The 21,488-nt window shown below is 64.5% G+C and carries 19 protein-coding genes and 2 pseudogenes; 11 read left to right on the top strand and 10 right to left on the bottom strand.

Translation table 11 applies throughout. The features are described from left to right. Window positions 1-314 precede the first annotated feature (314 nt). From ACIP21_RS04895 to choX, 5 genes are all read right to left on the bottom strand, one after another. Window positions 315-572: a hypothetical protein gene (locus ACIP21_RS04895; RefSeq protein WP_159412923.1), complete on the bottom strand. Its 258-nt coding sequence runs from the start codon at window positions 570-572 to the stop codon at window positions 315-317. A gap of 263 nt (window positions 573-835) precedes the next feature. Next, entirely contained in the window at window positions 836-1,303 is a 468-nt protein-coding gene (locus ACIP21_RS04890; RefSeq protein WP_400684628.1) for a thioesterase family protein, read from the bottom strand. A 10-nt stretch (window positions 1,304-1,313) separates the two neighbouring features. After that, window positions 1,314-2,279 carry an L-carnitine dehydrogenase gene (locus tag ACIP21_RS04885; protein ID WP_400684625.1) on the bottom strand — a complete coding sequence of 322 codons (966 nt, stop codon included), beginning with the start codon at window positions 2,277-2,279 and terminating at the stop codon, window positions 1,314-1,316. Between the two features lie 18 nt (window positions 2,280-2,297). Further along, window positions 2,298-3,182 (bottom strand): 3-keto-5-aminohexanoate cleavage protein, encoded by an 885-nt coding sequence (locus tag ACIP21_RS04880; RefSeq protein WP_400684622.1) that lies wholly within the window; start codon window positions 3,180-3,182, stop codon window positions 2,298-2,300. A 167-nt stretch (window positions 3,183-3,349) separates the two neighbouring features. Next, window positions 3,350-4,294, bottom strand: coding sequence for a choline ABC transporter substrate-binding protein (gene choX, locus ACIP21_RS04875; protein WP_400684619.1), 945 nt, complete (start codon window positions 4,292-4,294; stop codon window positions 3,350-3,352). A 146-nt stretch (window positions 4,295-4,440) separates the two neighbouring features. On the opposite strand from choX, the gene ACIP21_RS04870 reads away from it, so the two are divergent. Further along, entirely contained in the window at window positions 4,441-5,385 is a 945-nt protein-coding gene (locus ACIP21_RS04870; RefSeq protein ID WP_400684617.1) for a GlxA family transcriptional regulator, read from the top strand. A 118-nt stretch (window positions 5,386-5,503) separates the two neighbouring features. Here ACIP21_RS04870 and ACIP21_RS04865 read toward each other — a convergent pair whose 3' ends face one another. After that, window positions 5,504-5,905, bottom strand: coding sequence for a lysozyme inhibitor LprI family protein (locus ACIP21_RS04865; RefSeq protein ID WP_400684614.1), 402 nt, complete (start codon window positions 5,903-5,905; stop codon window positions 5,504-5,506). A 285-nt stretch (window positions 5,906-6,190) separates the two neighbouring features. On the opposite strand from ACIP21_RS04865, the gene ACIP21_RS04860 reads away from it, so the two are divergent. The 6 genes from ACIP21_RS04860 (at window position 6,191) to ACIP21_RS04835 (ending at window position 13,994) form a co-directional block, all read left to right on the top strand. Then, complete coding sequence (locus ACIP21_RS04860; RefSeq protein WP_009682902.1) at window positions 6,191-7,168, top strand: dipeptidase; 978 nt, start codon at window positions 6,191-6,193, stop codon at window positions 7,166-7,168. A 76-nt stretch (window positions 7,169-7,244) separates the two neighbouring features. After that, window positions 7,245-7,775, top strand: a complete 531-nt coding sequence (locus tag ACIP21_RS04855) for a DUF5943 domain-containing protein (protein ID WP_400684611.1) — start codon at window positions 7,245-7,247, stop codon at window positions 7,773-7,775. Window positions 7,776-7,790: 15 nt separating this feature from the next. Further along, the gene (gene dgcA / locus ACIP21_RS04850) at window positions 7,791-9,851 is read left to right on the top strand and encodes a dimethylglycine demethylation protein DgcA (RefSeq protein ID WP_400684608.1); all 2,061 of its coding nucleotides are present in this window, start codon (window positions 7,791-7,793) and stop codon (window positions 9,849-9,851) included. Window positions 9,852-10,028: 177 nt separating this feature from the next. Further along, window positions 10,029-11,981, top strand: a complete 1,953-nt coding sequence (gene dgcB / locus ACIP21_RS04845) for a dimethylglycine demethylation protein DgcB (protein WP_400684605.1) — start codon at window positions 10,029-10,031, stop codon at window positions 11,979-11,981. Further along, on the top strand, window positions 11,981-13,213 hold the full coding sequence (locus ACIP21_RS04840) for an electron transfer flavoprotein subunit alpha/FixB family protein (RefSeq protein WP_400684602.1): 1,233 nt from the start codon (window positions 11,981-11,983) through the stop codon (window positions 13,211-13,213). The genes dgcB and ACIP21_RS04840 overlap by 1 nt, the downstream gene beginning before the upstream one ends. 10 nt (window positions 13,214-13,223) lie before the next feature. Beyond that, window positions 13,224-13,994, top strand: coding sequence for an electron transfer flavoprotein subunit beta (locus ACIP21_RS04835; RefSeq protein ID WP_400684600.1), 771 nt, complete (start codon window positions 13,224-13,226; stop codon window positions 13,992-13,994). Between the two features lie 37 nt (window positions 13,995-14,031). Here ACIP21_RS04835 and ACIP21_RS04830 read toward each other — a convergent pair whose 3' ends face one another. Then, window positions 14,032-14,235, bottom strand: a complete 204-nt coding sequence (locus tag ACIP21_RS04830) for a cold-shock protein (protein WP_400684598.1) — start codon at window positions 14,233-14,235, stop codon at window positions 14,032-14,034. A gap of 678 nt (window positions 14,236-14,913) precedes the next feature. After that, entirely contained in the window at window positions 14,914-16,206 is a 1,293-nt protein-coding gene (gbcA, locus tag ACIP21_RS04825; protein WP_400684596.1) for a glycine-betaine demethylase subunit GbcA, read from the bottom strand. A gap of 295 nt (window positions 16,207-16,501) precedes the next feature. On the opposite strand from gbcA, the gene gbcB reads away from it, so the two are divergent. Beyond that, on the top strand, window positions 16,502-17,602 hold the full coding sequence (gbcB, locus tag ACIP21_RS04820; RefSeq protein WP_400684593.1) for a glycine-betaine demethylase subunit GbcB: 1,101 nt from the start codon (window positions 16,502-16,504) through the stop codon (window positions 17,600-17,602). Between the two features lie 130 nt (window positions 17,603-17,732). Here gbcB and ACIP21_RS04815 read toward each other — a convergent pair whose 3' ends face one another. Further along, entirely contained in the window at window positions 17,733-18,596 is an 864-nt protein-coding gene (locus tag ACIP21_RS04815) for a methyl-accepting chemotaxis protein (protein WP_400685856.1), read from the bottom strand. Continuing rightward, window positions 18,588-19,343: pseudogene (locus tag ACIP21_RS04810) on the bottom strand (MCP four helix bundle domain-containing protein); the annotation flags it as partial. The pseudogene ACIP21_RS04810 and the gene ACIP21_RS04815, both read right to left, overlap by 9 nt. Before the next feature lie 292 nt (window positions 19,344-19,635). Between ACIP21_RS04810 and ACIP21_RS04805 the strand changes: the two are divergent. The 3 genes and pseudogenes from ACIP21_RS04805 to ACIP21_RS04795 form a co-directional block, all read left to right on the top strand. Next, the gene (locus tag ACIP21_RS04805) at window positions 19,636-19,866 is read left to right on the top strand and encodes a hypothetical protein (protein ID WP_400684590.1); all 231 of its coding nucleotides are present in this window, start codon (window positions 19,636-19,638) and stop codon (window positions 19,864-19,866) included. After that, window positions 19,863-20,165, top strand: coding sequence for a cell division protein ZapA (locus ACIP21_RS04800; protein WP_400684587.1), 303 nt, complete (start codon window positions 19,863-19,865; stop codon window positions 20,163-20,165). The genes ACIP21_RS04805 and ACIP21_RS04800 overlap by 4 nt, the downstream gene beginning before the upstream one ends. A 181-nt stretch (window positions 20,166-20,346) precedes the next feature. Next, window positions 20,347-21,420 (top strand): annotated as a pseudogene (locus ACIP21_RS04795) (cache domain-containing protein); the annotation flags it as partial. Window positions 21,421-21,488: the final 68 nt, after the last annotated feature.

Genomic DNA, 21,488 nt, shown 5'->3' with positions numbered 1-21,488 from the left:
CTCCCACAAGTTACTCATCACCTTGGGGTTGGTGATTTTCCTGTGGCTCCCACAAGTTACTCATCACCTTGGGGTTGGTGATTTTCCTGTGGCTCCCACAAGCTACTCATCACCCTGAGGCTGATGATTTTCCTGTGGCTCCCACAAGTTACTCATCACCCTGAGGCTGGTGATTTTCCTGTGGCTCCCACAAGCTACTCATCACCCTGAGGCTGGTGATTTTCCTGTGGCTCCCACAAGTTACTCATCACCCTGAGGCTGGTGATTTTCCTGTGGGAGCGGGTTTACCCGCGAAAGGGCCGGAACAGGAGGAATCAGGCGCGCCGGCTGAACTGGGCCAGCGCCGGCAACAGCTGCTTGTCGATGGCCTGGCGCACCGCCGGCAGGATGGTCGCACTGCCGGTATACATCTGCTCGACCATGCCCTTCAACGCCCGCGCATTGGGCTCGGTCAGCCCGCGCACCACCGCCTCGCAGGCCTGTTCGGCGCTGGCCCCGGCGGGAATGTCGAACCCGCGCGCGCGCAGGTGGCCTGCCAGGTCGTCCTGGTCAATCAAATCCGCATGCATCATGGCTGTTGTCCCTTTTATCGCGAAGAGAGTGCTGCTGTGATTTACGACCGATTCTGTGTCCGCAGCGACAGGCCCGCAAGGGCAGAATGTCGCAATGGCTGGTTTGGCTAAGAACAGGTCGCTCCCGGCTAATTGCCCGAGTCGCGAAGCCAGCAGACTGCAGCCATTCACGGTCCTCGAGGGTTTGGTCACCCTCACTCATGCACAGTGGATGTTGCTCGCTCTTGGCCCCGGATGCTCACGGCTTTCCGGGGTTATTTTTTTCAAGGCAGGGCGATCACCCGGCCTACATGCTCGGCTGGCGGCAGGTCGGCCTGCTCATCCACCAGCCCTTGCAGCAACGCAGCGCTGTGTTCGCTGAACGGCGCCGACTTCGGCCCGTTAAGGTCCACGTGCAGCAGCATCTGTTCGCTGGCCGCCAGCGCATGGTCAGACCCGGCCCGGTGCAGGCTGTGGTAGACGTGCAGGCGCTTGCGGTCGAAGCCGATGACCTGCGTCTGTACCCACACTTCGCTGCCGAGTTTCACCTCGTGAAGGTAGTTGATGTGCGCCTCCAGAGTGAACAGCGAGTTGCCGCTCTGCCCTCGGCTGTCGGCGTCCAGGCCGATGCGCTCCATCAGCGCGTCGGTGGCGTAGCTGAAGATCAGCAGGTAGTAGGCATCGCGCAGGTGGCCGTTGTAGTCGACCCAGTCCTCCTGGACTGGGGTGCGGTAGGTGATCAGTGCGGGCATCGTGGGCTCCTCAGTCGCCGAAGGCCATGCCGTGGCTGGCTTTACTTGTCTTCACCGCTTCCAGCACCGCCAGCAGCGTGTCATCACGATAGCGCTCCAGTGCGGCGATGCTGCGCTCACCCAGTTGATCGGAGGTGCCGTCGACCACATCGTCGATCAGCTTGTCGGTCAGTTCCGGTGCCGGCAGATAGGTCCAGGGCAGTTTCAGGGCTGGGCCGAACTGCGACATGAAATGGCGCATGCCAGCGTCGCCACCGGCCAGGGTGTAGGTGAGGAAGGTACCCATGAACGACCAGCGCAGGCCGGCACCGAAGCGGATGGCGTCGTCGATTTCGCCGGTGGTCGCCACACCGTCGTTGACCAGGTGCAGGGCCTCGCGCCACAGCGCTTCGAGCAGGCGGTCGGCGATGAAGCCGGGGACTTCCTTGCGCACGTGCAGTGGGCGCATGCCCAGGGCGGTGTAGATGGTTTTCGCCGCCTCGATGGCCTCTGGCGCGGTGCGGCTGCCGCCGACGATTTCCACCAGAGGCAGCAGGTACACCGGGTTGAACGGGTGGCCGACCACGCAGCGCTCGGGGTGGGTGGAGGATTCGTAAAATTCGCTGGGCAGCAGGCCCGAGGTGCTGGAGCCGATGATCGCGTCGGGCTTGGCCGCGGCGCTGATCTTCGCGTGCAGGTCGAGCTTGAGGTCGAGGCGCTCTGGCGCGCTCTCCTGGATGAAGTCGGCGTCACGCACGCAGGCTTCGATGGTCGTCACGAATTTCAGCCGGTCTTGCGCAGCGCCAGGCGCCAGGCCTTGTTTCTCCAGCGCCGGCCAGGCATTGGCGATGCGCTTGCGCAGGGCCTGCTCGGCGCCGGGCGCCGGATCCCAGGCGACCACGTCCAGGCCATGGGCCAGGGCGCGGGCAACCCAGCCGCTGCCGATCACGCCGCTCCCCAGGGCGGCGAAGGTCTTGATCTCGGTGATGAAGGGCATATCGGTCTCCTGAATGGATCAGCGGCGCTTGAGGTTCATTGTTGCCCGGCCTTCTGCCGGGGTGAGCACGCGGCCACCCATGCGGGTGATGATTTCCGCCGCCCGTTCCACCAACTGGCCGTTGCTGGCCAGCACGCCGCGGTCCAGGTACAGGTTGTCTTCCAGGCCCACGCGCACGTTGCCGCCAAGCAGCACGGCCTGCGCCGCCATCGGCATCTGCATGCGGCCGATGCCGAAGCCGGCCCAGGTGACGTTGGCCGGCAGGTTGTCGACCATCGCCTTCATGGTGGTGGTGTCGGCCGGCGCGCCCCACGGGATGCCCAGGCACAGCTGGAACAGCGGGTCATCGAGCAGGCCTTCCTTGATCATCTGCTTGGCGAACCACAGGTGGCCGGTGTCGAAGATTTCCAGTTCGGCTTTCACGCCCAGCTCGGTGATGCGCTTGGCGCCAGCGCGCAGTTGCGCTGGTGTGGAAACATAGATGGCGTTGCCGTCGCCGAAGTTGAGGGTGCCGCAGTCGAGGGTGCAGATTTCCGGCAACAGCGCTTCGACGTGGGCCAGGCGTTCCAGCGGGCCGATCAGGTCGGTGCCCGGTCCGAATTCCATCGGCGACTCGCCCGGGCCGATCTCCAGATCGCCGCCCATGCCGGCGGTGAGGTTGACGATGACGTCGACGTCGGCCTCGCGGATGCGCTCCATGACTTCGCGGTACAGCGCGACGTCACGGCTGAAACGGCCGGTGTCGGGGTCGCGGACATGGCAGTGGACCACGGTGGCGCCGGCCTTGGCGGCTTCCACGGCGGCGGCGGCGATCTGTGCGGGGGTGACCGGGACCAGGTGGCTCTTGGCGACCGTGTCGCCGGCGCCGGTGAGGGCGCAGGTGATGATGACGTCGTGGTTCATGGTGGTTCCTTGTGGTGTCGGTGTTGGCCTTTTCGCTTGTAGGAGCGGCCTTGTGTCGCGAAAGGGGCGCGAAGCGGCCCCAGCTTTCTGCAGCGCGCACAAATCCTGGGGCTGCTGGCGCAGCCCTTTCGCGACACAAGGCCGCTCCTACAGGCGAATAGGCCCTGTCAGTTGGCGGTGAGCTTGAGGTTGTCGGCAGCCGGCTTGCCATCGAAGGTGGTCACACCCTCAAGCCAGCGGGCCTTGTCCTCGGGATGGTCCTTGAGCCACTGGCGGGCCGACTCCAGCGCGTCCTTGTGGTCGAGCAGCGGCTGCATCATGCGGCTCTCGTCCTCGGCGCTGAAGTTCAGGTTGGCCAGCAGGCGGTGGGCGTTGGGGCAGCGTTCGGCGTAGTCCGGGGCGGTTACCGTCCACACCGTGGCACGGCCTTCGTCCGGGCCCAGGGCGTCCTGGCTGTCGCCCAGGTAGGCCATGTCGATGTTCACGTTCATCGGGTGCGGCGCCCAGCCGAAGAACACCACCGCCTCCTTGCGCCGCACGGCGCGATCGACGGCGGCGAGCATGCCGGCCTCGCTGGACTCGACCAGCTGGAACTTGCCCAGGTCGAACTGGTTCTTGGTGATCATCGCCTTGATCTGGGTGTTGGCCCCGGAGCCAGGCTCGATGCCGTAGAGCTTGCCGCCGAGCTCCTTCTCGAACTTGTGGATGTCGGCAAAGGTCTTCAGGCCCTTGTCGTACAGATACTTGGGCACGGCGAGGGTGGCGCGGGCGTCTTCCAGGCTGGGTTTATCCAGCACTTTGACCTGCTGGGCGTCGACGAACGGGGTGATGGTCTGGGTCATGATCGGGTTCCAGTAACCCAGGAACATGTCCAGGCGCTTGTCGCGGATGCCGGCGAAGATGATCTGCTGCGAGGCGCTGGTCTGCTTGGTCTGGTAGCCCAGGCCGTCGAGCAGGACCTGGGCCATGGCGCTGGTGGCGATGACATCGGTCCAGTTGACCACGCCCAGGCGGACGTTCTTGCACGCCGCGGGCTCGGCGGCGAAAAGCGGGGTGGCGACGAGGCTGCTCAGGGCAAGGGGCAACAGGCTGCGGCGGATCAAGCGATGCATGGTGGCTCTCCATCGGCAGGGCATTTTTTATTGGGGCCGATCTCTCTGGACCGTGTGAACACGCTACGCTGCTGCCAGGGTGGGAAATCGCACCCTGGCGACCAAGATTTGCACGGAGGCGACCACCTTCGACCGTGGAGCATGCAATGCCGCAACTGATTCATTTCCTGTTGTTGCCGGGGTTCTCGGCGATGGGCTTCATCAGTGCCCTCGAACCGCTGCGGGTGGCCAACCGTTTCAAGGGGCCTTCATACCGCTGGCGCGTGCTGAGCCTGGATGGCGGCGCCGTGCAGGCCAGCAATGGCATGTCGGTGAATGCCGATGGCGCCTTGGGGGACGGCGAGCCGGGCGGGGTGCTGCTGATCGTTGCCGGCTTCGAGCCGCTGGCCTGTTACGGGCCGTCGTTGCAGCAGGCGCTGCGCCGGCTCGACCACGAGGGGGTGATCCTTGGCGGGATCGACACCGGCCCGGTGGTGCTGGCCGAAGCCGGCCTGCTCGACGGTTATCGTGCGACCTTGCACTGGGAAGCGCTGGATGCCTTCAAGGAGCGCTACCCGCGTTTGCAGGTGACCCAGGAGCTGTTCGAGATCGACCGCCGGCGCATCACCTGTGCCGGCGGCACCGCGTCGATCGACCTGATGCTCGACCTGATCGCCCAGGCCCACGGCAGCGAGCTGGCGGTGCAGGTGTCCGAGCAGTTCGTGCTCGGGCGCATACGCCCGCGTCAGGACCACCAGCGCATGCAGATCGCCAGCCGTTACGGCATCAGCAACAAGAAGCTGGTGAAGGTGATCGGCGAGATGGAGCGCAATACCGAGCAGCCGCTCAACACCCAGGTGCTGGCCGAAGCGGTGCAGGTGACCCGGCGGCAGCTGGAGCGGTTGTTCCGTCTGCACCTGAACGACACGCCCAGTGGCTTTTATCTGCGGATTCGGCTGGACAAGGCGCGGCAGCTGTTGCGCCAGACCGACATGAGCGTGCTGGAGGTGGGAGTGGCTTGCGGGTTCGAGTCGGCTTCTTACTTTACCCGGTGCTATCGGGCCAGGTTCGAGCGTTGCCCGCGGGAGGACAGGTTGGCTCGGGCGATCTGATGTTTGCCTGTGCCGGCCCTTTCGCGGGTAAACCCGCTCCCACAGGGATCACCACAGGACTGAAGGTGTGTGCCGTACCTGTGGGAGCGGGTTTACCCGCGAAAGGGCCGGCACAGGTTTATTGCTGGCCGATGGACTGCAGGTACTCCGAGCGGTCATCGCTGCGCTGCGCCACGCAGGTATCCCACGCCGCCTGGAGCGCCTTGCTGCCTGGCTTCTCGGCATAGGTCTCGACCCTGCAATCGGCATCGCGCAATTGCGTCCAGAGCTTCTCAGCCGCATCCATGCGCTCGACCAACGCCTTGGCGTTGTCGCCATCATCGGCATACTGGTCGCGAATGCGCTGGATCAGGTCGTCATACGCCGACTTCAGCTCACGCTCGGCGGTCTGTTTGTTGAACGCCGCGCAGGCATAGGTCTGCTGGTCGCTGTCGACGTTGTCGCACGGCGTGCTCTCTTCCTCGCCGGCGTGCGCGCCGGTCACCACGGCCAGCAACACCAGCCATGCCATCGATCTCATCCGTTTTCTCCTTAACAGGCTGACGAATCGGCTGAATTCTCGCTCAGCCGTCAGCAAGACGATAGATCTCTGACGAAATGTTCATCTAATGCCTACAAATGTCGTTATCGAGACTGGCTCGCATCGCCAGGCGGCATGCTTGAGGGCGCGATGTCGCGCATTGACGCTTTCGGCAAACCCCCTGTCGTTTTTGCATCGGGGCGCCTTTGGGCACAGGCATATGCTGGCCCCAAAGCGCCGGCACATCGTTCGGCGAGACCCAACTCAATAAAAGGGGACAGCCTGATGAGCCCAGCCGAACTGCACGCCGACAGCATCGTCATCGACGGTTTGATCATTGCCAAATGGAACCGCGAGCTGTTCGAAGACATGCGCAAAGGCGGCCTGACCGCGGCCAACTGCACGGTGTCGGTGTGGGAAGGCTTCAAGGCCACCGTCGACCAGATCGCCGCCAGCCAGAAGCTGATCCGCGACAACAGCGACCTGGTGATGCCGGTGCGCACCACCGCCGACATCCGCAAGGCCAAGGAGCTGGGCAAGACCGGCATCCTCTTCGGCTTCCAGAACGCCCACGCCTTCGAAGACCAGATCGCCTACGTCGACGTGTTCAAGCAGCTGGGCGTGGGCATCGTGCAGATGTGCTACAACACCCAGAACCTGGTCGGCACCGGTTGCTACGAGCGTGATGGCGGCCTGTCGGGCTTCGGCCGCGAGATCGTCGCCGAGATGAACCGCGTCGGCATCATGTGCGACTTGTCCCACGTCGGTTCGAAGACCAGCGAGGAAGTCATCCTCGAGTCGAAGAAGCCGGTCTGCTACTCCCACTGCCTGCCGTCGGGCCTGAAGGAACACCCGCGCAACAAGTCGGACGCAGAGCTGAAGTTCATCGCCGACCACGGCGGCTTCGTCGGCGTGACCATGTTCGCGCCGTTCCTGGCCAAGGGCATCGACTCGACCATCGACGACTACGCCGAGGCCATCGAGTACACCATGAACATCGTCGGTGAAGACGCCATCGGTATCGGCACCGACTTCACCCAGGGCCACGGCCAGGACTTCTTCGAGTACCTGACCCACGACAAGGGCTACGCCCGTCGCCTGACCAACTTCGGCAAGATCATCAACCCGCTGGGCATTCGCACCGTCGGCGAATTCCCCAACCTCACCGAAACCCTGCTCAAGCGCGGCCATTCCGAGCGCGTGGTGCGCAAGATCATGGGCGAGAACTGGGTCAACGTCCTCAAGGACGTCTGGGGCGAGTAAGCCGCTCTCCAAGCCTGATAGCCCCTGCCAGCAACGCCGGGGCACCCACATAAAAATTGTATGGAGTTGAGTTTCCATGGCCAAGATCGCCCCGCAATTGCCAATCGAAGTCGACAGCGAGACCGGTGTCTGGACCAGCGATGCCCTGCCGATGCTGTACGTGCCGCGGCATTTCTTCGTCAACAACCACATGGGTATCGAGGAAGTGCTGGGCGCCGACGCCTACGCCGAGATCCTCTACAAGGCCGGTTACAAGTCCGCCTGGCACTGGTGTGAAAAAGAGGCCGAGTGCCATGGCCTGGAAGGCGTGGCGGTGTTCGAGCACTACATGAAGCGCCTGAGCCAGCGTGGCTGGGGCCTGTTCAAGATCCAGGACATCGACCTGGACAAGGGCACCTGCAGCGTCAAGCTCGAGCACTCGGCGTTCGTCTACGTCTACGGCAAGGTCGGGCGCAAGGTCGACTACATGTTCACCGGCTGGTTCGCCGGTGCCATGGACCAGATTCTCGCTGCCCGCGGCAGCAAGATCCGCACGGTGGCCGAACAGGTCTACGGCGGGTCGGAAGAAGGCCACGAAGATGGCCTGTTCGTTACAAAGCCGTTGTAAGCCGGAGATAGCGTCATGGCCTTCGAAGCAATGTTCCAGCCGATCCAGATCGGCAAACTGACCATCCGCAACCGTGTGCTCAGCACCGCGCACGCCGAGGTGTATGCCACCGACGGCGGGATGACCACCGACCGCTATGTGAAGTACTACGAAGAGAAGGCCAAGGGCGGCATCGGCCTGGCGATCTGCGGCGGTTCGTCGGTGGTCGCCATCGACAGCCCGCAGGAGTGGTGGTCGTCGGTCAACCTGTCGACCGACCGCATCATTCCGCACTTCCAGAACCTCGCCGACGCCATGCACAAGCATGGCGCCAAGATCATGATCCAGATTACCCACATGGGCCGTCGCTCGCGTTGGGACGGCTTCAACTGGCCGACCCTGATGTCGCCGTCGGGCATCCGTGAACCGGTGCACCGCGCCACCTGCAAGACCATCGAGGTGGAAGAGATCTGGCGGGTGATCGGCAACTACGCCCAGGCCGCGCGCCGGGCCAAGGAAGGCGGCCTGGACGGCGTCGAGCTGTCGGCGGTGCACCAGCACATGATCGACCAGTTCTGGAGCCCGCGGGTCAACAAGCGCACCGACGAATGGGGCGGCACCTTCGAAGGCCGCATGAAGTTCGGCCTGGAAGTGCTCAAGGCCGTGCGCGCCGAAGTCGGCGACGACTTCTGCGTGGGCATGCGCATCTGCGGTGACGAGTTCCACCCCGATGGCCTCAGCCACGAGGACATGAAGCAGATCGCCGCCTACTACGACGCCACCGGCATGATCGACTTCGTCGGCGTGGTCGGCTCGGGCTGCGACACCCACAACACCCTGGCCAACGTCATCCCCAACATGAGCTACCCGCCGGAGCCGTTCCTGCACCTGGCGGCCGGCATCAAGGAAGTGGTCAAGGTCCCGGTGCTGCACGCGCAGAACATCAAGGACCCGAACCAGGCCACGCGCATTCTGGAAGGCGGCTACGTCGACATGGTCGGCATGACCCGCGCGCACATCGCCGACCCGCACCTGATCGCCAAGATCAAAATGGGCCAGATCGACCAGATCAAGCAGTGCGTCGGTGCCAACTACTGCATCGACCGCCAGTACCAGGGCCTGGATGTGCTGTGCATCCAGAACGCCGCAACTTCCCGTGAATACATGGGCGTGCCGCACATCATCGAGAAGACCACCGGCGCCAAGCGCAAGGTGGTGATCGTTGGCGCAGGCCCGGCGGGCATGGAAGCGGCCCGCGTGGCTGCCGAACGTGGCCACGACGTCACCGTGTTCGAGAAGAAGGAACAGATCGGCGGGCAGATCACCATCGCCGCCAAGGCCCCGCAGCGCGACCAGATCGCCGGCATCACCCGCTGGTACCAGCTGGAGTTCGCCCGCCTGAAGATCGACCTGCGCCTGGGCACCGCCGCGGATGTCGCGACCATCCAGGACCTGCGCCCGGACATCATCGTGCTGGCCGTCGGCGGCCATTCGTTCCTCGAGCAGAACGAGCACTGGGGCGCCGCCGAAGGGCTGGTGGTGAGCAGCTGGGACGTGCTCGACGGCAAGGTCGCGCCGGGCAAGAACGTGCTGGTGTACGACACCATCTGCGAATTCACCGGCATGTCGGTGGCCGACTTCATCGCCGACAAGGGCAGCCAGGTAGAGATCGTCACCGACGACATCAAACCGGGCGTGGCCATGGGCGGCACCACCTTCCCGACCTACTACCGCAGCATGTACCCGAAAGAAGTGATCATGACCGGCGACATGATGCTGGAAAAGGTCTACCGCGAAGGCGACAAGCTGGTGGCGGTGCTGGAGAACGAATACACCGGCGCCAAGGAAGAACGCGTGGTCGACCAGGTGGTGGTGGAGAACGGCGTGCGCCCTGACGAGCAGTTGTACTACGCGCTCAAGGACGGTTCGCGCAACAAGGGCCAGATCGACGTGGAGGCGCTGTTCGCCATCAAGCCACAGCCGATCCTCAGCCAGCCGGGCGAAGGCTACCTGCTGTACCGCATCGGCGACTGCGTGGCCCAGCGCAATGTGCATGCGGCGATCTACGACGCCCTGCGCCTGTGCAAGGACTTCTGATCGATACCCATCGTCGCCACCGGGCGCGGTCCCTGTGGGAGCGGGTTCACCCGCGAATGCGTCAGTACTGACAACGCCGTTGCCTGATCGGACGCATTCGCGGGTAAACCCGCTCCCACAGGGGGCCAATCCCATCATCACAGTGACGCAAGAATCCAGCTGTTGTGGGAGCCTCCCATGTTGAACACCCTTCTACCCATCCTGCTGTTCGCTGCCCTTGGCCTGGCGGTGCTCGGCGCCCTGCGCCGGGTGCGCATGTGGCGGCGTGGCCGGCCCAGCAAGGTCGACCTGATCGGCGGCCTGCTGGCCATGCCGCGGCGCTACCTGGTGGACCTGCACCACGTGGTCGAGCGCGACAAGTACATGTCCAAGACCCACGTGGCCACCGCCGGCGGCTTCGTGCTGTCGGCCGCCCTGGCGATCCTGGTGCATGGCTTCGGCCTGCAGAGCAAGATCCTCGGCTATGCGCTGCTGGTCGCCACGCTGATCATGTTCAGCGGCGCCATCTTCGTCTTCAAACGCCGCCTCAACCCGCCTTCGCGCCTGTCCAAGGGCCCGTGGATGCGGCTGCCGAAGAGCCTGCTGGTGTTCGCCGCGAGCTTCTTCATCGCCACCTTGCCGGTCGCCGGCATCCTCCCCGCCAACACCGGCGGCTGGGTGATGGTCGGCATTCTCGGCCTGGGCGTGCTGTGGGGCGTGTCGGAGCTGTTCTTCGGCATGACCTGGGGCGGCCCGATGAAACACGCCTTCGCCGGTGCCCTGCACCTGGCCTGGCACCGCCGCGCCGAACGCTTCGGTGGCGGGCGCTCCACCGGCCTCAAGCCGCTGGACCTGGAAGACCGCAATGCGCCACTGGGGGTGGAGAAACCGGTCGATTTCACCTGGAACCAGCTGCTCGGCTTCGACGCCTGCGTGCAGTGCGGCAAGTGCGAAGCCATGTGCCCGGCATACGCCGCCGGCCAGCCGCTGAACCCGAAAAAGCTGATCCAGGACATGGTCATCGGCCTGGCCGGCGGCACCGACGCGCAGTTCGCCGGCAGCCCGTACCCCGGCAAGCCGATCGGCGAGCATGGCGGCAGCCCGCACCAGCCGATCGTCAACGGCCTGGTCGACGCCGAGACGCTGTGGTCGTGCACCACCTGCCGCGCCTGCGTCGAGGAATGCCCGATGATGATCGAGCACGTCGATGCCATCGTCGACATGCGCCGCCACCTCACCCTGGAAAAGGGCGCGACCCCAAACAAGGGCGCCGAGGTGCTGGACAACCTGATCGCCACCGACAACCCGGGCGGCTTCGCCCCGGGCGGGCGGATGAACTGGGCGGCCGACCTCAACCTGCAACTGCTCTCGGAGGTGAAGGCCACCGACGTGCTGTTCTGGGTCGGTGACGGCGCCTTCGACATGCGCAACCAGCGCACCCTGCGTTCGTTCGTCAAGGTGCTCAAGGCCTCCGGCGTGGACTTCGCCGTGCTCGGCCTGGAAGAGCGCGACAGCGGCGACGTGGCGCGCCGGCTGGGCGACGAGGCGACCTTCCAGCAACTGGCCAGGCGCAATATCCAGACCCTGGCCAAGTACCGCTTCCAGCGCATCGTCACCTGTGACCCGCACAGCTTCCATGTGCTGAAGAACGAGTACGGTGCGCTCGGCGGCGACTATCAAGTGCAGCACCACAGCACCTACATCGCCGAGCTGATCGCGGCGAACAAACTCAACCTCGGCCAGCACAAGGGCGGCAGCGTCACCTACCACGACCCTTGCTACCTGGGCCGCTACAACGGCGAGTACGAAGCCCCGCGCGCCGTGCTCAAGGCGTTGGGCATCGAAGTGCGCGAGATGCAGCGCTCGGGCTTCCGCTCCCGCTGCTGCGGCGGTGGCGGCGGCGCGCCGATCACCGACATCCCCGGCAAGCAGCGGATCCCGGACATGCGCATGGACGACATCCGCGAGACCGAGGCCGAGCTGGTGGCCGTGGGTTGCCCGCAGTGCACCGCGATGCTCGAAGGCGTGGTCGAACCGCGCCCACAGATCAAGGACCTCGCCGAGCTGGTGGCCGATGTGCTTATCGAAGAGCAAACCCCGTCGGCCGCAAAGTCGCCAACGGCAAAACGTGAACCTGCGGAGGTGCACTGATGAGCGACGTCATCCGCCGCGATCCACGCGCCGAGTGGATCGCCCGTAACCGTCTGCACCCGCTGCACGCGGCGATGCAGACGCAACAGACCCGCTGGATGGGGCCCAACGGCCTGATCCGCAAGAACCCCCATGCACTGGCCGCAGGCTTCATCGGCCCGGCGGGCCTCAAGCGCATCGACCGCAGCGGCGCCCAGCAAGGCACCGGTGTCGGCGGCCGGCGCACGGCGGCGGCCGAAGTGCAGCTGCCGCTGCACCAGGTACCGGCGCCGGCGTTCTACATCGCCGTGGTGCCGGACATGGTCGGCGGCCGCCTGAGCAGCCACGACCGCGACCTGCTCGGCCTGGCCCACGGGCTGGCCGGCAGCGACGGCGCAGTACTGGCGGTGGTGTTCGGCGAGCACAAGGAAAGCCACTTTTCCACAGCCGGGGTCGACCGCCTGCTGGTCATCGAGGGTGAGGCCTACCAAGGTTATGCACCGGAGCAACTGGTCCAGGGCCTGCGCGCTGTGGATAACCAGTTCGCCCCGCGCCACTGGCTGCTGCCCGACAGCCGCAGCGGTGGCGGCGAACTGGGCCGCCGCCTCGGCGCGGCCCTGGGCGAACGCCCGGCGACGCGGGTCTGGCAGGTCAAGGACGGCCAGTGCATCGGCCGCGCCGGTGCCGGCCAGCAGGACCTGCAACGTGCCGTGCCACGCCTGATCCTGGGCGCGGCGGAATGCGCCGAGCCGGTCAGCGAAACCCGTCATGAAGCGCTGCCGGTGGAGTTGTCCACAAGCGTGGCGCGCAGCCTGTCGCGCATCGAAGACCTCGGCTCGGTGGCCGTCGACCCGGCAACGATTGCCATGGCCGAAGCCGAGTTCATCGTCTCCGGGGGCAATGGCGTCAAGGACTGGGACTTGTATCACAAGGCCACCGCAGCCCTCGGCGCCACCGAAGGCGCCTCGCGGGTGGCGGTGGACGACGGGTTCATGCCGCGCAACCGCCAGGTCGGCGCCACGGGCACCTGGGTCACCGCACGGGTCTACGTGGCGGTGGGGATCTCCGGCGCGATCCAGCACCTGCAGGGCATCGGTGCCTGCGACAAGGTGGTGGCGATCAACATGGACCCAGGCTGCGACATGATCAAACGGGCCGACCTGTCGGTGATTGGCGACAGTTCGGCGATTCTCCAGGCACTGATCGAGGCTGTGGACAACTTCCGCAGCGGCGGCCAGCGCGACGCGGCATAAGGGCACGAGCATGAGTACGAAAGTGATCAGCCTGGTTTCCATCGGTGCCCACCCCAGCTCCGGCCGCGCGCGCCGCGCCGAGCAGGATGCACGTGCGGTGGAGCTGGGCTTGCAGCTGGCTGGGGATGACTTGCAGGTGGTGCATGCCGGCGACCCGCGTGAAGAAGCGCTGCGCGCCTACCTGGGCATGGGCCTGGAGCACTTGGATGTGCTGGAACAGCCGGCCGGGGCCGATGTGCTCGGTGTGCTGGGTGATTACCTGCGCGATGCCGGGGCCCAGCTGGTGCTGACCGGCAGCCAGGCCGAGACCGGTGAAGGTTCGGGCATGCTGCCGTTCCTGCTGGCCGAGAAGCTGGGCTGGCCGCTGATCGTCGGCCTGGCCGAAGTGGAATCGATCGAGAACGGTACGGCGCAGTTGCTGCAGGCCTTGCCGCGTGGCCAGCGGCGCCGGTTGAAGGTGCGCCTGCCGTTGCTGGCGACTGTGGATAACGCCGCGCCCAAGCCGCGCCAGAGTGCCTTCGGGCCGGCGCGCCGCGGTGTGCTGGCGGCGCGCAACGTGGCGATCGTCGAGGATGAACTGCTGGCCGATGCCGAGCTGCAGCCGGCGCGGCCACGGCCCAAGCGGCTCAAGGTGATCAAGGCCAAGAGCGGTGCGGACCGGATGAAGGCAGCGACGGCCAAGGCCAGTGGCGGTGGCGGCAAGGTGCTCAAGGATGTTTCGCCACAGGAAGGCGCCGAGGCCATTCTCAAGTTGCTGGTGGAGGAGGGCGTGCTGCGCTAGGCAATGGTCCGCCAGTAGGAGCGAGCAACGCTCGCTGCTACTGGCGGACCACATCGAACGCCCAATTCGCCAGCCCTTCGCTCACCGGTTGAAACGAAACCCGCTCCCCTGCCGACAATCCCGCCCCCCTGACCGCACGGCGCAACACCAGGTACTCCGAAGCCTGCCCCTCAGCGCTGATCATCCCCACCCCTTTGCCCTTGTCGAACCACTTCACAGTGCCCGTCAGGCGGCTGTGCATAAGTCACCCCTGGAGTAATGCCAAAGTAGTGGCGATTACTGAAACACAGATGCCAACCGGGCGAAACTGGCAAAAATGTCAGGTACGTCGCAAATTGCCCACGGAATCTGTTCGTCACTGTGTGGATAAAGTGTTTGCGCTTCGCTGTGAGCCAGGGCTGACGGTGTCTGCATGGATATGTTCAAAAAATGATCAGCTGCGGCAGAGCGCCCGGCTGTGTGTCCATGAGCGGTAGAGGACAGGTTTCCCACAATCGCTGTTGGCGGGTCTGTGGATAATCTGTTTGGCAACTGCCGAAGCCCGCGAACCAAGTGGTCTGCGGCCTATTGATCAATTAATGATCAAAATCGTCAAAATTCGTGCAGACCTAATGTTTTCGGGTAGTTGAAGTGTTTATCCACAAGGTGTTTTCAAAGAGAAGGCATCTGCTCACAAAATCTGTTGGCGCTTCTGTGGACAAGATGTTCGATAAGCGCTGTAGGCCACGTCAGCATTGGCTTGCAGGTTTATGATCAAATAATGATCAGTGCCAGCAAGCGGATTTCGCCTGCGCCGTTGCGGCGCCGCCAGGGGAGGTTGCCGGAAAAGCTGTGGATAAGGTGTGACAAAGCTCTGGATCGCCATGTAAAACGCCACGGCCGGTGACCCGGCCGTGGCGTTTTACATGCCGCAGTGGAGTTACTGCGCTTTCACTTCCTTCAGGTATGGCGCCGGCTCGGCCCCCAGGTTCTCCAGCACGCGCTGGCTGTACCAGTCGATGAAATTCACCACGCCGAACTCGTAGGTCTTCGAGTAGGGCCCTGGCTGGTAGGCGGTGGAGTTGATCCCGCGCTGGTTCTCTTCAGCCAGGCGGCGGTCCTGGTCGTTGGTGGCGTCCCACACCTTGCGCATGCGCTCCGGGTCGTAGTCCACGCCTTCGACGGCATCCTTGTGCACCAGCCACTTGGTGGTGACCATGGTCTCCTGGGCGCTGATCGGCCACACGGTGAAGACGATGATGTGGTCGCCCATGCAGTGGTTCCACGAGTGCGGCAGGTGCAGGATGCGCATCGAGCCCAGGTCCGGGTTCTTGATGCGGCCCATCAGCTTCTGGCAGGCCTGCTTGCCGTCCATGGTCATCGACACGGTGCCCTTGAGCAGCGGCATGCGCACGATGCGGTTACGCAGGCCGTGGCTCTTGTGCAGGTACGGGATCTTCTCGGCTTCCCAGGCGGCGGCGGAGGCGGCCACGTGGTCCTTGAATTCCTGGCTGGCGCGCGGGTCGTTGGTGTCGTCCCATTCCAGCAAGGTCTGCAGCAGTTCCGGGTGCGAACCGGAGCAGTGGTAGCACTCGCGGTTGTTTTCCAGCACCAGCTTCCAGTTGGCCTTTTCCATCAAGGTGGTCTGCACCGCCACCTTGGTGTTCTCCATGTCGTACGGTTCCATGTAGTGGTCCAGGGTGGCCAGGAACTCGTCGATGGCGGGCGGGTTTTCCGACAGGTTGATGAAGATGTAGCCGCCGGCGACCTTCACGTTCACAGGCTTGAGGCCGTATTCCTTCATGTCGAAGTCGGCGCCCATTTCGGTGCCGGCGAACAGCAGGCGGCCGTCCAGTTCGTAGGTCCACTGGTGGTAGTGGCAGACCAGCTTGGCCACCTTGCCCTTGTCGCTGACGCACAGCCGCGAGCCGCGGTGGCGGCAGACGTTGTGGAAGGCGTGCACCTTGCCCTCGGCACCGCGCACCACCAGGATCGGGTTCTTGCCGATCTGCAGGGTGATGTAGTTGCCCTTGGCCGGGATCTCGCAGGTCATGCCGGCGATCAGCCACTCCTTGTGGAAGATCTCCTGCATGTCGATCTGGAACAGACGCTCGTCGGTGTAGAACGGCTGGGGCAGCGAGTAGGTGCGCTCGCGGGTCTGCAGCATCTCGGCGGTGGCCTTGCGTGCAGGTTCCAGTGGATCGCCCAGGCTCAGGGTTGCGGTGACGTCCATCGTGTATTCCTCGGGGCCGTGCGCGGCCGGCAAAAGGTGGCTAATCGTTGTTGTGGTGCCGCTGAGCTGCCTTCAAGAAAATGGCAGGTTCTTTTGCCGTGGAGTGTGCGTCCGAAGACGCCATGAACCGTATCCATGGGCGACATGGCCGATTTGAATTACGACGCGCCAGCCCTTGTAGTGCGGGGCTGGTCGCGTTAAGCATGCGGATGTCGCTGGCAGGAATGTACGCCGTCGCAAGCTTGCGCATTATCCCAGCCATAAAAAGGCCAATTGTCGGCCGCTGGAGATGAACATGTCCGATACCTTCCTCAATCCGGTCAGCACTCAGACCTGGGCCAACGGCCGCCACATCGTGCGCTGCGTCAAGGTCATCCAGGAGACCTGGGACGTGCGCACCTTCTGCTTCATGGCCGACGCGCCGATCATGTTCTTCTTCAAGCCCGGGCAGTTCGTCACCCTGGAACTGGAGATCGAAGGCAAGCCGGTGATGCGTTCGTACACCATCTCCAGTTCGCCGTCGGTGCCCTACAGCTTCTCGATCACGGTCAAGCGCGTGCCGGGCGGGCTGGTGTCCAACTTCCTCCACGACACCATGCACGAAGGCGCCGAGCTGCCGGTGCACGGCCCGGTGGGGCTGTTCAACGCCATCGACTTCCCGGCGGGCAAGGTGCTGTACCTCTCCGGCGGCGTCGGCATCACCCCGGTGATGTCGATGGCGCGCTGGTTCTACGACACCAACGCCAACGTCGACATGGTCTTCGTCCACAGCGCCCGTTCGCCGAAGGACATCATCTACCACCGCGAGCTGGAACAGATGGCCTCGCGCATCCCCAACTTCAGCCTGCACATCATCTGCGAGAAGCACGGGCTGGGTGAGCCCTGGGCGGGCTACCGGGGTTACCTGAACCAGCGCCTGATGGAGCTGATCGCGCCGGACTACATGGAGCGGGTGGTGTTCTGCTGCGGCCCGACGCCGTACATGACCGCGGTGAAGCGCATGCTCGAGGCGGTCGGCTTCGACATGAAGAACTACCACGAGGAGTCGTTTGGCGCGACCCCGCCGGAGGCCAAGGCCGATGCCGTCGAGCACGCCGAGCAGGCGGCCGATGCGCCGGAGGTGGATGCCTCGGACCTCAACCTGGTGGAGTTCATCGGCAGCGAGAAGAGCATCCGCGTCGCCCCGGGCGAGACCGTGCATGCGGCGGCGGCGAAGGTCGGGCTGATGATCCCCAAGGCCTGCGGCATGGGCATCTGCGGGACCTGCAAGGTGCTCAAGCTGGGCGGCGAGGTGGAGATGGAGCACAACGGCGGGATCACCGAGGAGGACGAAGCCGAGGGCTACATCCTGTCGTGCTGCAGTGTGCCGAAAGGGGATGTGCGGATCGATTATTGATCCGAAATTGTTGGGGGCTGCTTTGCAGCCCTTTCGCGACACAAGGCCGCTCCTACAAGGGAACACGTATCTCCTGTAGGAGCGGCCTTGTGTCGCGAAAGGGCCGCAAAGCGGCCCCGGCTTTCTGAAGTCAGGTACGGAAGCGTGCCACCAACCCGTTCAGGTCCACAGCCAGGCGCGACAGCTCGGCACTCGCCGCGCTGGTCTGATGCGCCCCGGTGGCGCTCTGCACCGACAGGTCGTTGATGTTGACCAGGTTGCGGTCTACCTCGCGCGCCACCTGGGCCTGTTCTTCCGCCGCACTGGCGATCACCAGGTTGCGCTCGTTGATCTGCGCCACGGCGCCAGCGATGGTATCCAGCGCCATGCCGGCACCCTTGGCGATGTTCAGCGTCGATTCGGCGCGTTCGGTGCTGGTGCGCATCGAGTCCACCGCTTCTTCGGTGCCGCCCTGGATGCTGCCGATCATGCGCTCGATCTCGCTGGTCGACTGCTGGGTGCGGTGGGCCAGCGCCCGCACCTCATCGGCCACCACGGCAAAGCCCCGGCCGGCTTCGCCGGCACGGGCCGCTTCGATGGCCGCGTTCAAGGCCAGCAGGTTGGTCTGGTCGGCCAGGCCGCGGATCACATCGAGCACCTTGCCGATGTCGCGCGACTGCTCGGCCAGGTGGGTGATCAGCTTGGCGGTGGCCTGCACGTCGCCGCTCATGCGCTCGATGGCGCCGACGGTTTCCATGACCAGGTCGCGGCCATCGCCGGCCGAGCGGCTGGCTTCGCTGGAGGCTTCCGAGGTGCTGACCGCATTGCGCGCCACTTCTTCCACGGCGCTGGTCATTTCGGTGACCGCGGTGGCGGCCTGCTCGATCTCGTTGTTCTGCTGCTGCAGGCCGCGGGCGCTTTCGTCGGTGACGCAGTTCAGCTCTTCGGCGGCCGAGGCCAGCTGGGTGGCGGAGCCTGCGATCAGTTGCAGGGTGTCGCGCAGCTTGTCCTGCATGCGAGCCATGGCGCGCAGCAGGCGTGCGGCTTCGTCGGTGCCCTCGGCACGGATGGTGTGGGTCAGGTCGCCATCGGCGATCTGCTCGGCGGCTTGCAGCGCTTCTTCGATCGGCTTGACGATGCTGCGGGTCAGCAGGAAGGCGCAGACGAAGGTCAGCACAGCGGCGGCGACCAGCAGGCTGATCACCAGGGCGAACGCCGCGGCATATTGGCTGGCGGCGGTTGCGTTGGTTTCACGGGTCTGGTCGGTGTTGATCTGTACCAGGGAGTCCATGACCTTGTTGATCTGGTCGGAGTTGCTCAGCAGGTCGTTGTTCAACAGGTCGCGCAAGTCGTCCACGCGGCCGTCCTGGCTCAGGCTGCGCATGCGCGATTCCAGCTGGCGGTACTGGTTGAGCAACTGGGTGTACTGATCGAATGCGGCGCGCTCATCGGCGGCATTGATCATCGGCAGATAGGCCTGGTGCGCGCGGTCGATCTGGGCGTTGCGTTGGTCGAGCAGGGTCAGGGTTTCGCGCAGGGTCTGCGGTTCGCGGTTGAGCAGCAGGCGGTACGACAGGGTGCGCATGCGCAGGTTGAGCGCGGTCAGCTCGTCGAGGGTCTTGATGGCGGGCACGCTGTTGGTTTCGATCTGCACGCCGGCCTGTCGGATATTGCCCATCTGCATGAGCGAGAAGATACCGAGGCCGAGCATGATCACGCCGATCAGGGCGAACCCGAGCAACGCGCGCGGGGCGGTGTTCATGTTGCGTAGAGACATGGGGAGAAAAGTCCAGGCAGGGGAAGAGGAGGCGATCCGTGCGACGAAATATGACTTGCCTGGGTATCGGTCGTGGCGCATCAGTCTTGAGCGCAATCGGTGAAAAATGTGAGCCAGCTATCTATTTACCTGACCGGCGGTTGATCCAGGCCGGAACAAGGGCATGGTTACCCTGTCAATCTGCGGGTTAGAAACCTTGTGAATCCGATATTTAATGGCGGGGGCTCACACTTTTCTTTATCGTGTGCGCCCTTTGCAACAACCCGAGATAGACCCCATGCTGGAAGCCTCCCTGAATCAAATCGAGCAACTGGTCAGCGACCTGATGCAGAAAAACGCTCAACTCACCGAGCAGAACACCACCCTCGGCCAGGAACTGGCCCAGGCCAAGGAAGAAAACGAGACCCTGCAGCTGTCGCTGATGGAGCAGGAAGAGAAGAACGGCAGCACCGCCGCACGCCTGCAGGCCTTGGTTGACCGCGCCAACGCAGGCGCCGTCGGCGCATGAGACTGCAAGCGCAGCCGATCAATGTCGTGTCGATCCTCGGCATCGACTATTCGATCAAGGCGCCCGAGGGCCAGGAGGAAACCCTGGCCCAGGCAGTGCGGATGCTCAACACCGCGCTGAACGAAACCAAGCGTCAGTACCCGACGCTGATTGGCGACAAGTTGCTGGTGCTGGCTGCGTTGAACCTGTGTTCCAGGCAGGTCGAACTGCAGAAGGAACACCAGCAGACCCTCGAGCGTACCCAGGCGCAGATCGACGCCACGGTGGATGCCATCGTTCGCACCATCGCCGAACAGTAAGGGCTGCACCAGCCGCCTGTGGGAGCGGGTTTACCCGCGAATGCGTCAGTGCATCCACGACCGCAATCGCGGGTGAACCCGCTCCCACAACGGTCGGTTGCTTGCTCCAGATCACTGGATAAACTGAATACGCAAGTGTATACACTTCTCGCAAAACAATAATGTGCGGGGAGCAAGGGGCATGCGTATCTGGCGTAACAGCATCCAGTGGCAATTGATTGCGAGCATGGGCGCCGCCCTGCTGGCGAGCATCCTGGTGGTGGTGGTCATTTTCGCGGTGGCGCTCAACCGCCTGACCGAGCGTTACCTGGTCGACACAGCCTTGCCGGCCAGCATCGAGGCCATCCGCAACGACATCGAGCGCATGCTTGGCCAGCCCCTGACGGCCGCAGCGGACATCGCCGGCAACACCCTGCTGCGCGACTGGCTCGCCGCAGGCGAAGACCCCGCCCAGGCCCCGCAATTTCTCGACTACCTGCAGGCCGCCAAGCAGCGCAATCGCGCCTTCACCACACTGTTCGTCGCCACCGAAACCGGCCACTACTACAACGAGAACGGTCTGGACCGTACCCTCAGCCGCAGCAACCCCAAGGACCAGTGGTTCTACGGCTACACCGACAGCGGCGCCGAGCGCCTGATCAATATCGACATCGACGGTGCCACCGGCGAGCTGGCGCTGTTCATCGACTACCGCGTGGAAAAAGCCGGCAAGCTGGTGGGTGTGGCTGGCATGGGCCTGCGCATGGCCGAGCTGTCGCAACTGATCCACGACTTCAGTTTCGGCGAGCACGGCAAGGTGTTCCTGGTGCGCAATGACGGCCTGATTCAGGTGCACCCGGACAACGCCTTCAGCGGCAAGCGCCAGCTTGCCGAGCAGATCGGCAGCGACGCGGCCAAGGCGGTGATGACCCAGGGCGAGCAGTTGCACAGCGGCCGGTTCAGACGCGATGGCGCAGACTACCTGGCGCTGGGGTTGCCCCTGCGTGACCTGAACTGGACCCTGGTGGCCGAGGTGCCCGAGGCGGAAATCTACGCGCAGATGCGCCAGGCCGTGTGGCTCACCAGCCTGATCGGTGGCGCCGTGGCGCTGCTCTCGCTGCTGTTGGTGGTCCTGCTGGCCCGTGGCCTGGTGCGGCCGATCCGCCGCGTCACGGCCGCGCTGGTGCAGATCGGCAGCGGCGCCGGCGACCTCAGCCAGCGCCTGGACGATGGGCGCCAGGACGAGCTGGGCGACCTGGCCCGTGGTTTCAACCGCTTCCTCGACAGCCAGCGTGCCTTGATCGGTCAAGTGCTGCGGACCACCGAACGCCTGCACCGGGCCGT

This window comes from Pseudomonas sp. NPDC089401, assembly GCF_044749485.1.
Lineage (GTDB): Bacteria > Pseudomonadota > Gammaproteobacteria > Pseudomonadales > Pseudomonadaceae > Aquipseudomonas.
This window is presented reverse-complemented; position numbering and strand designations above follow the sequence as displayed.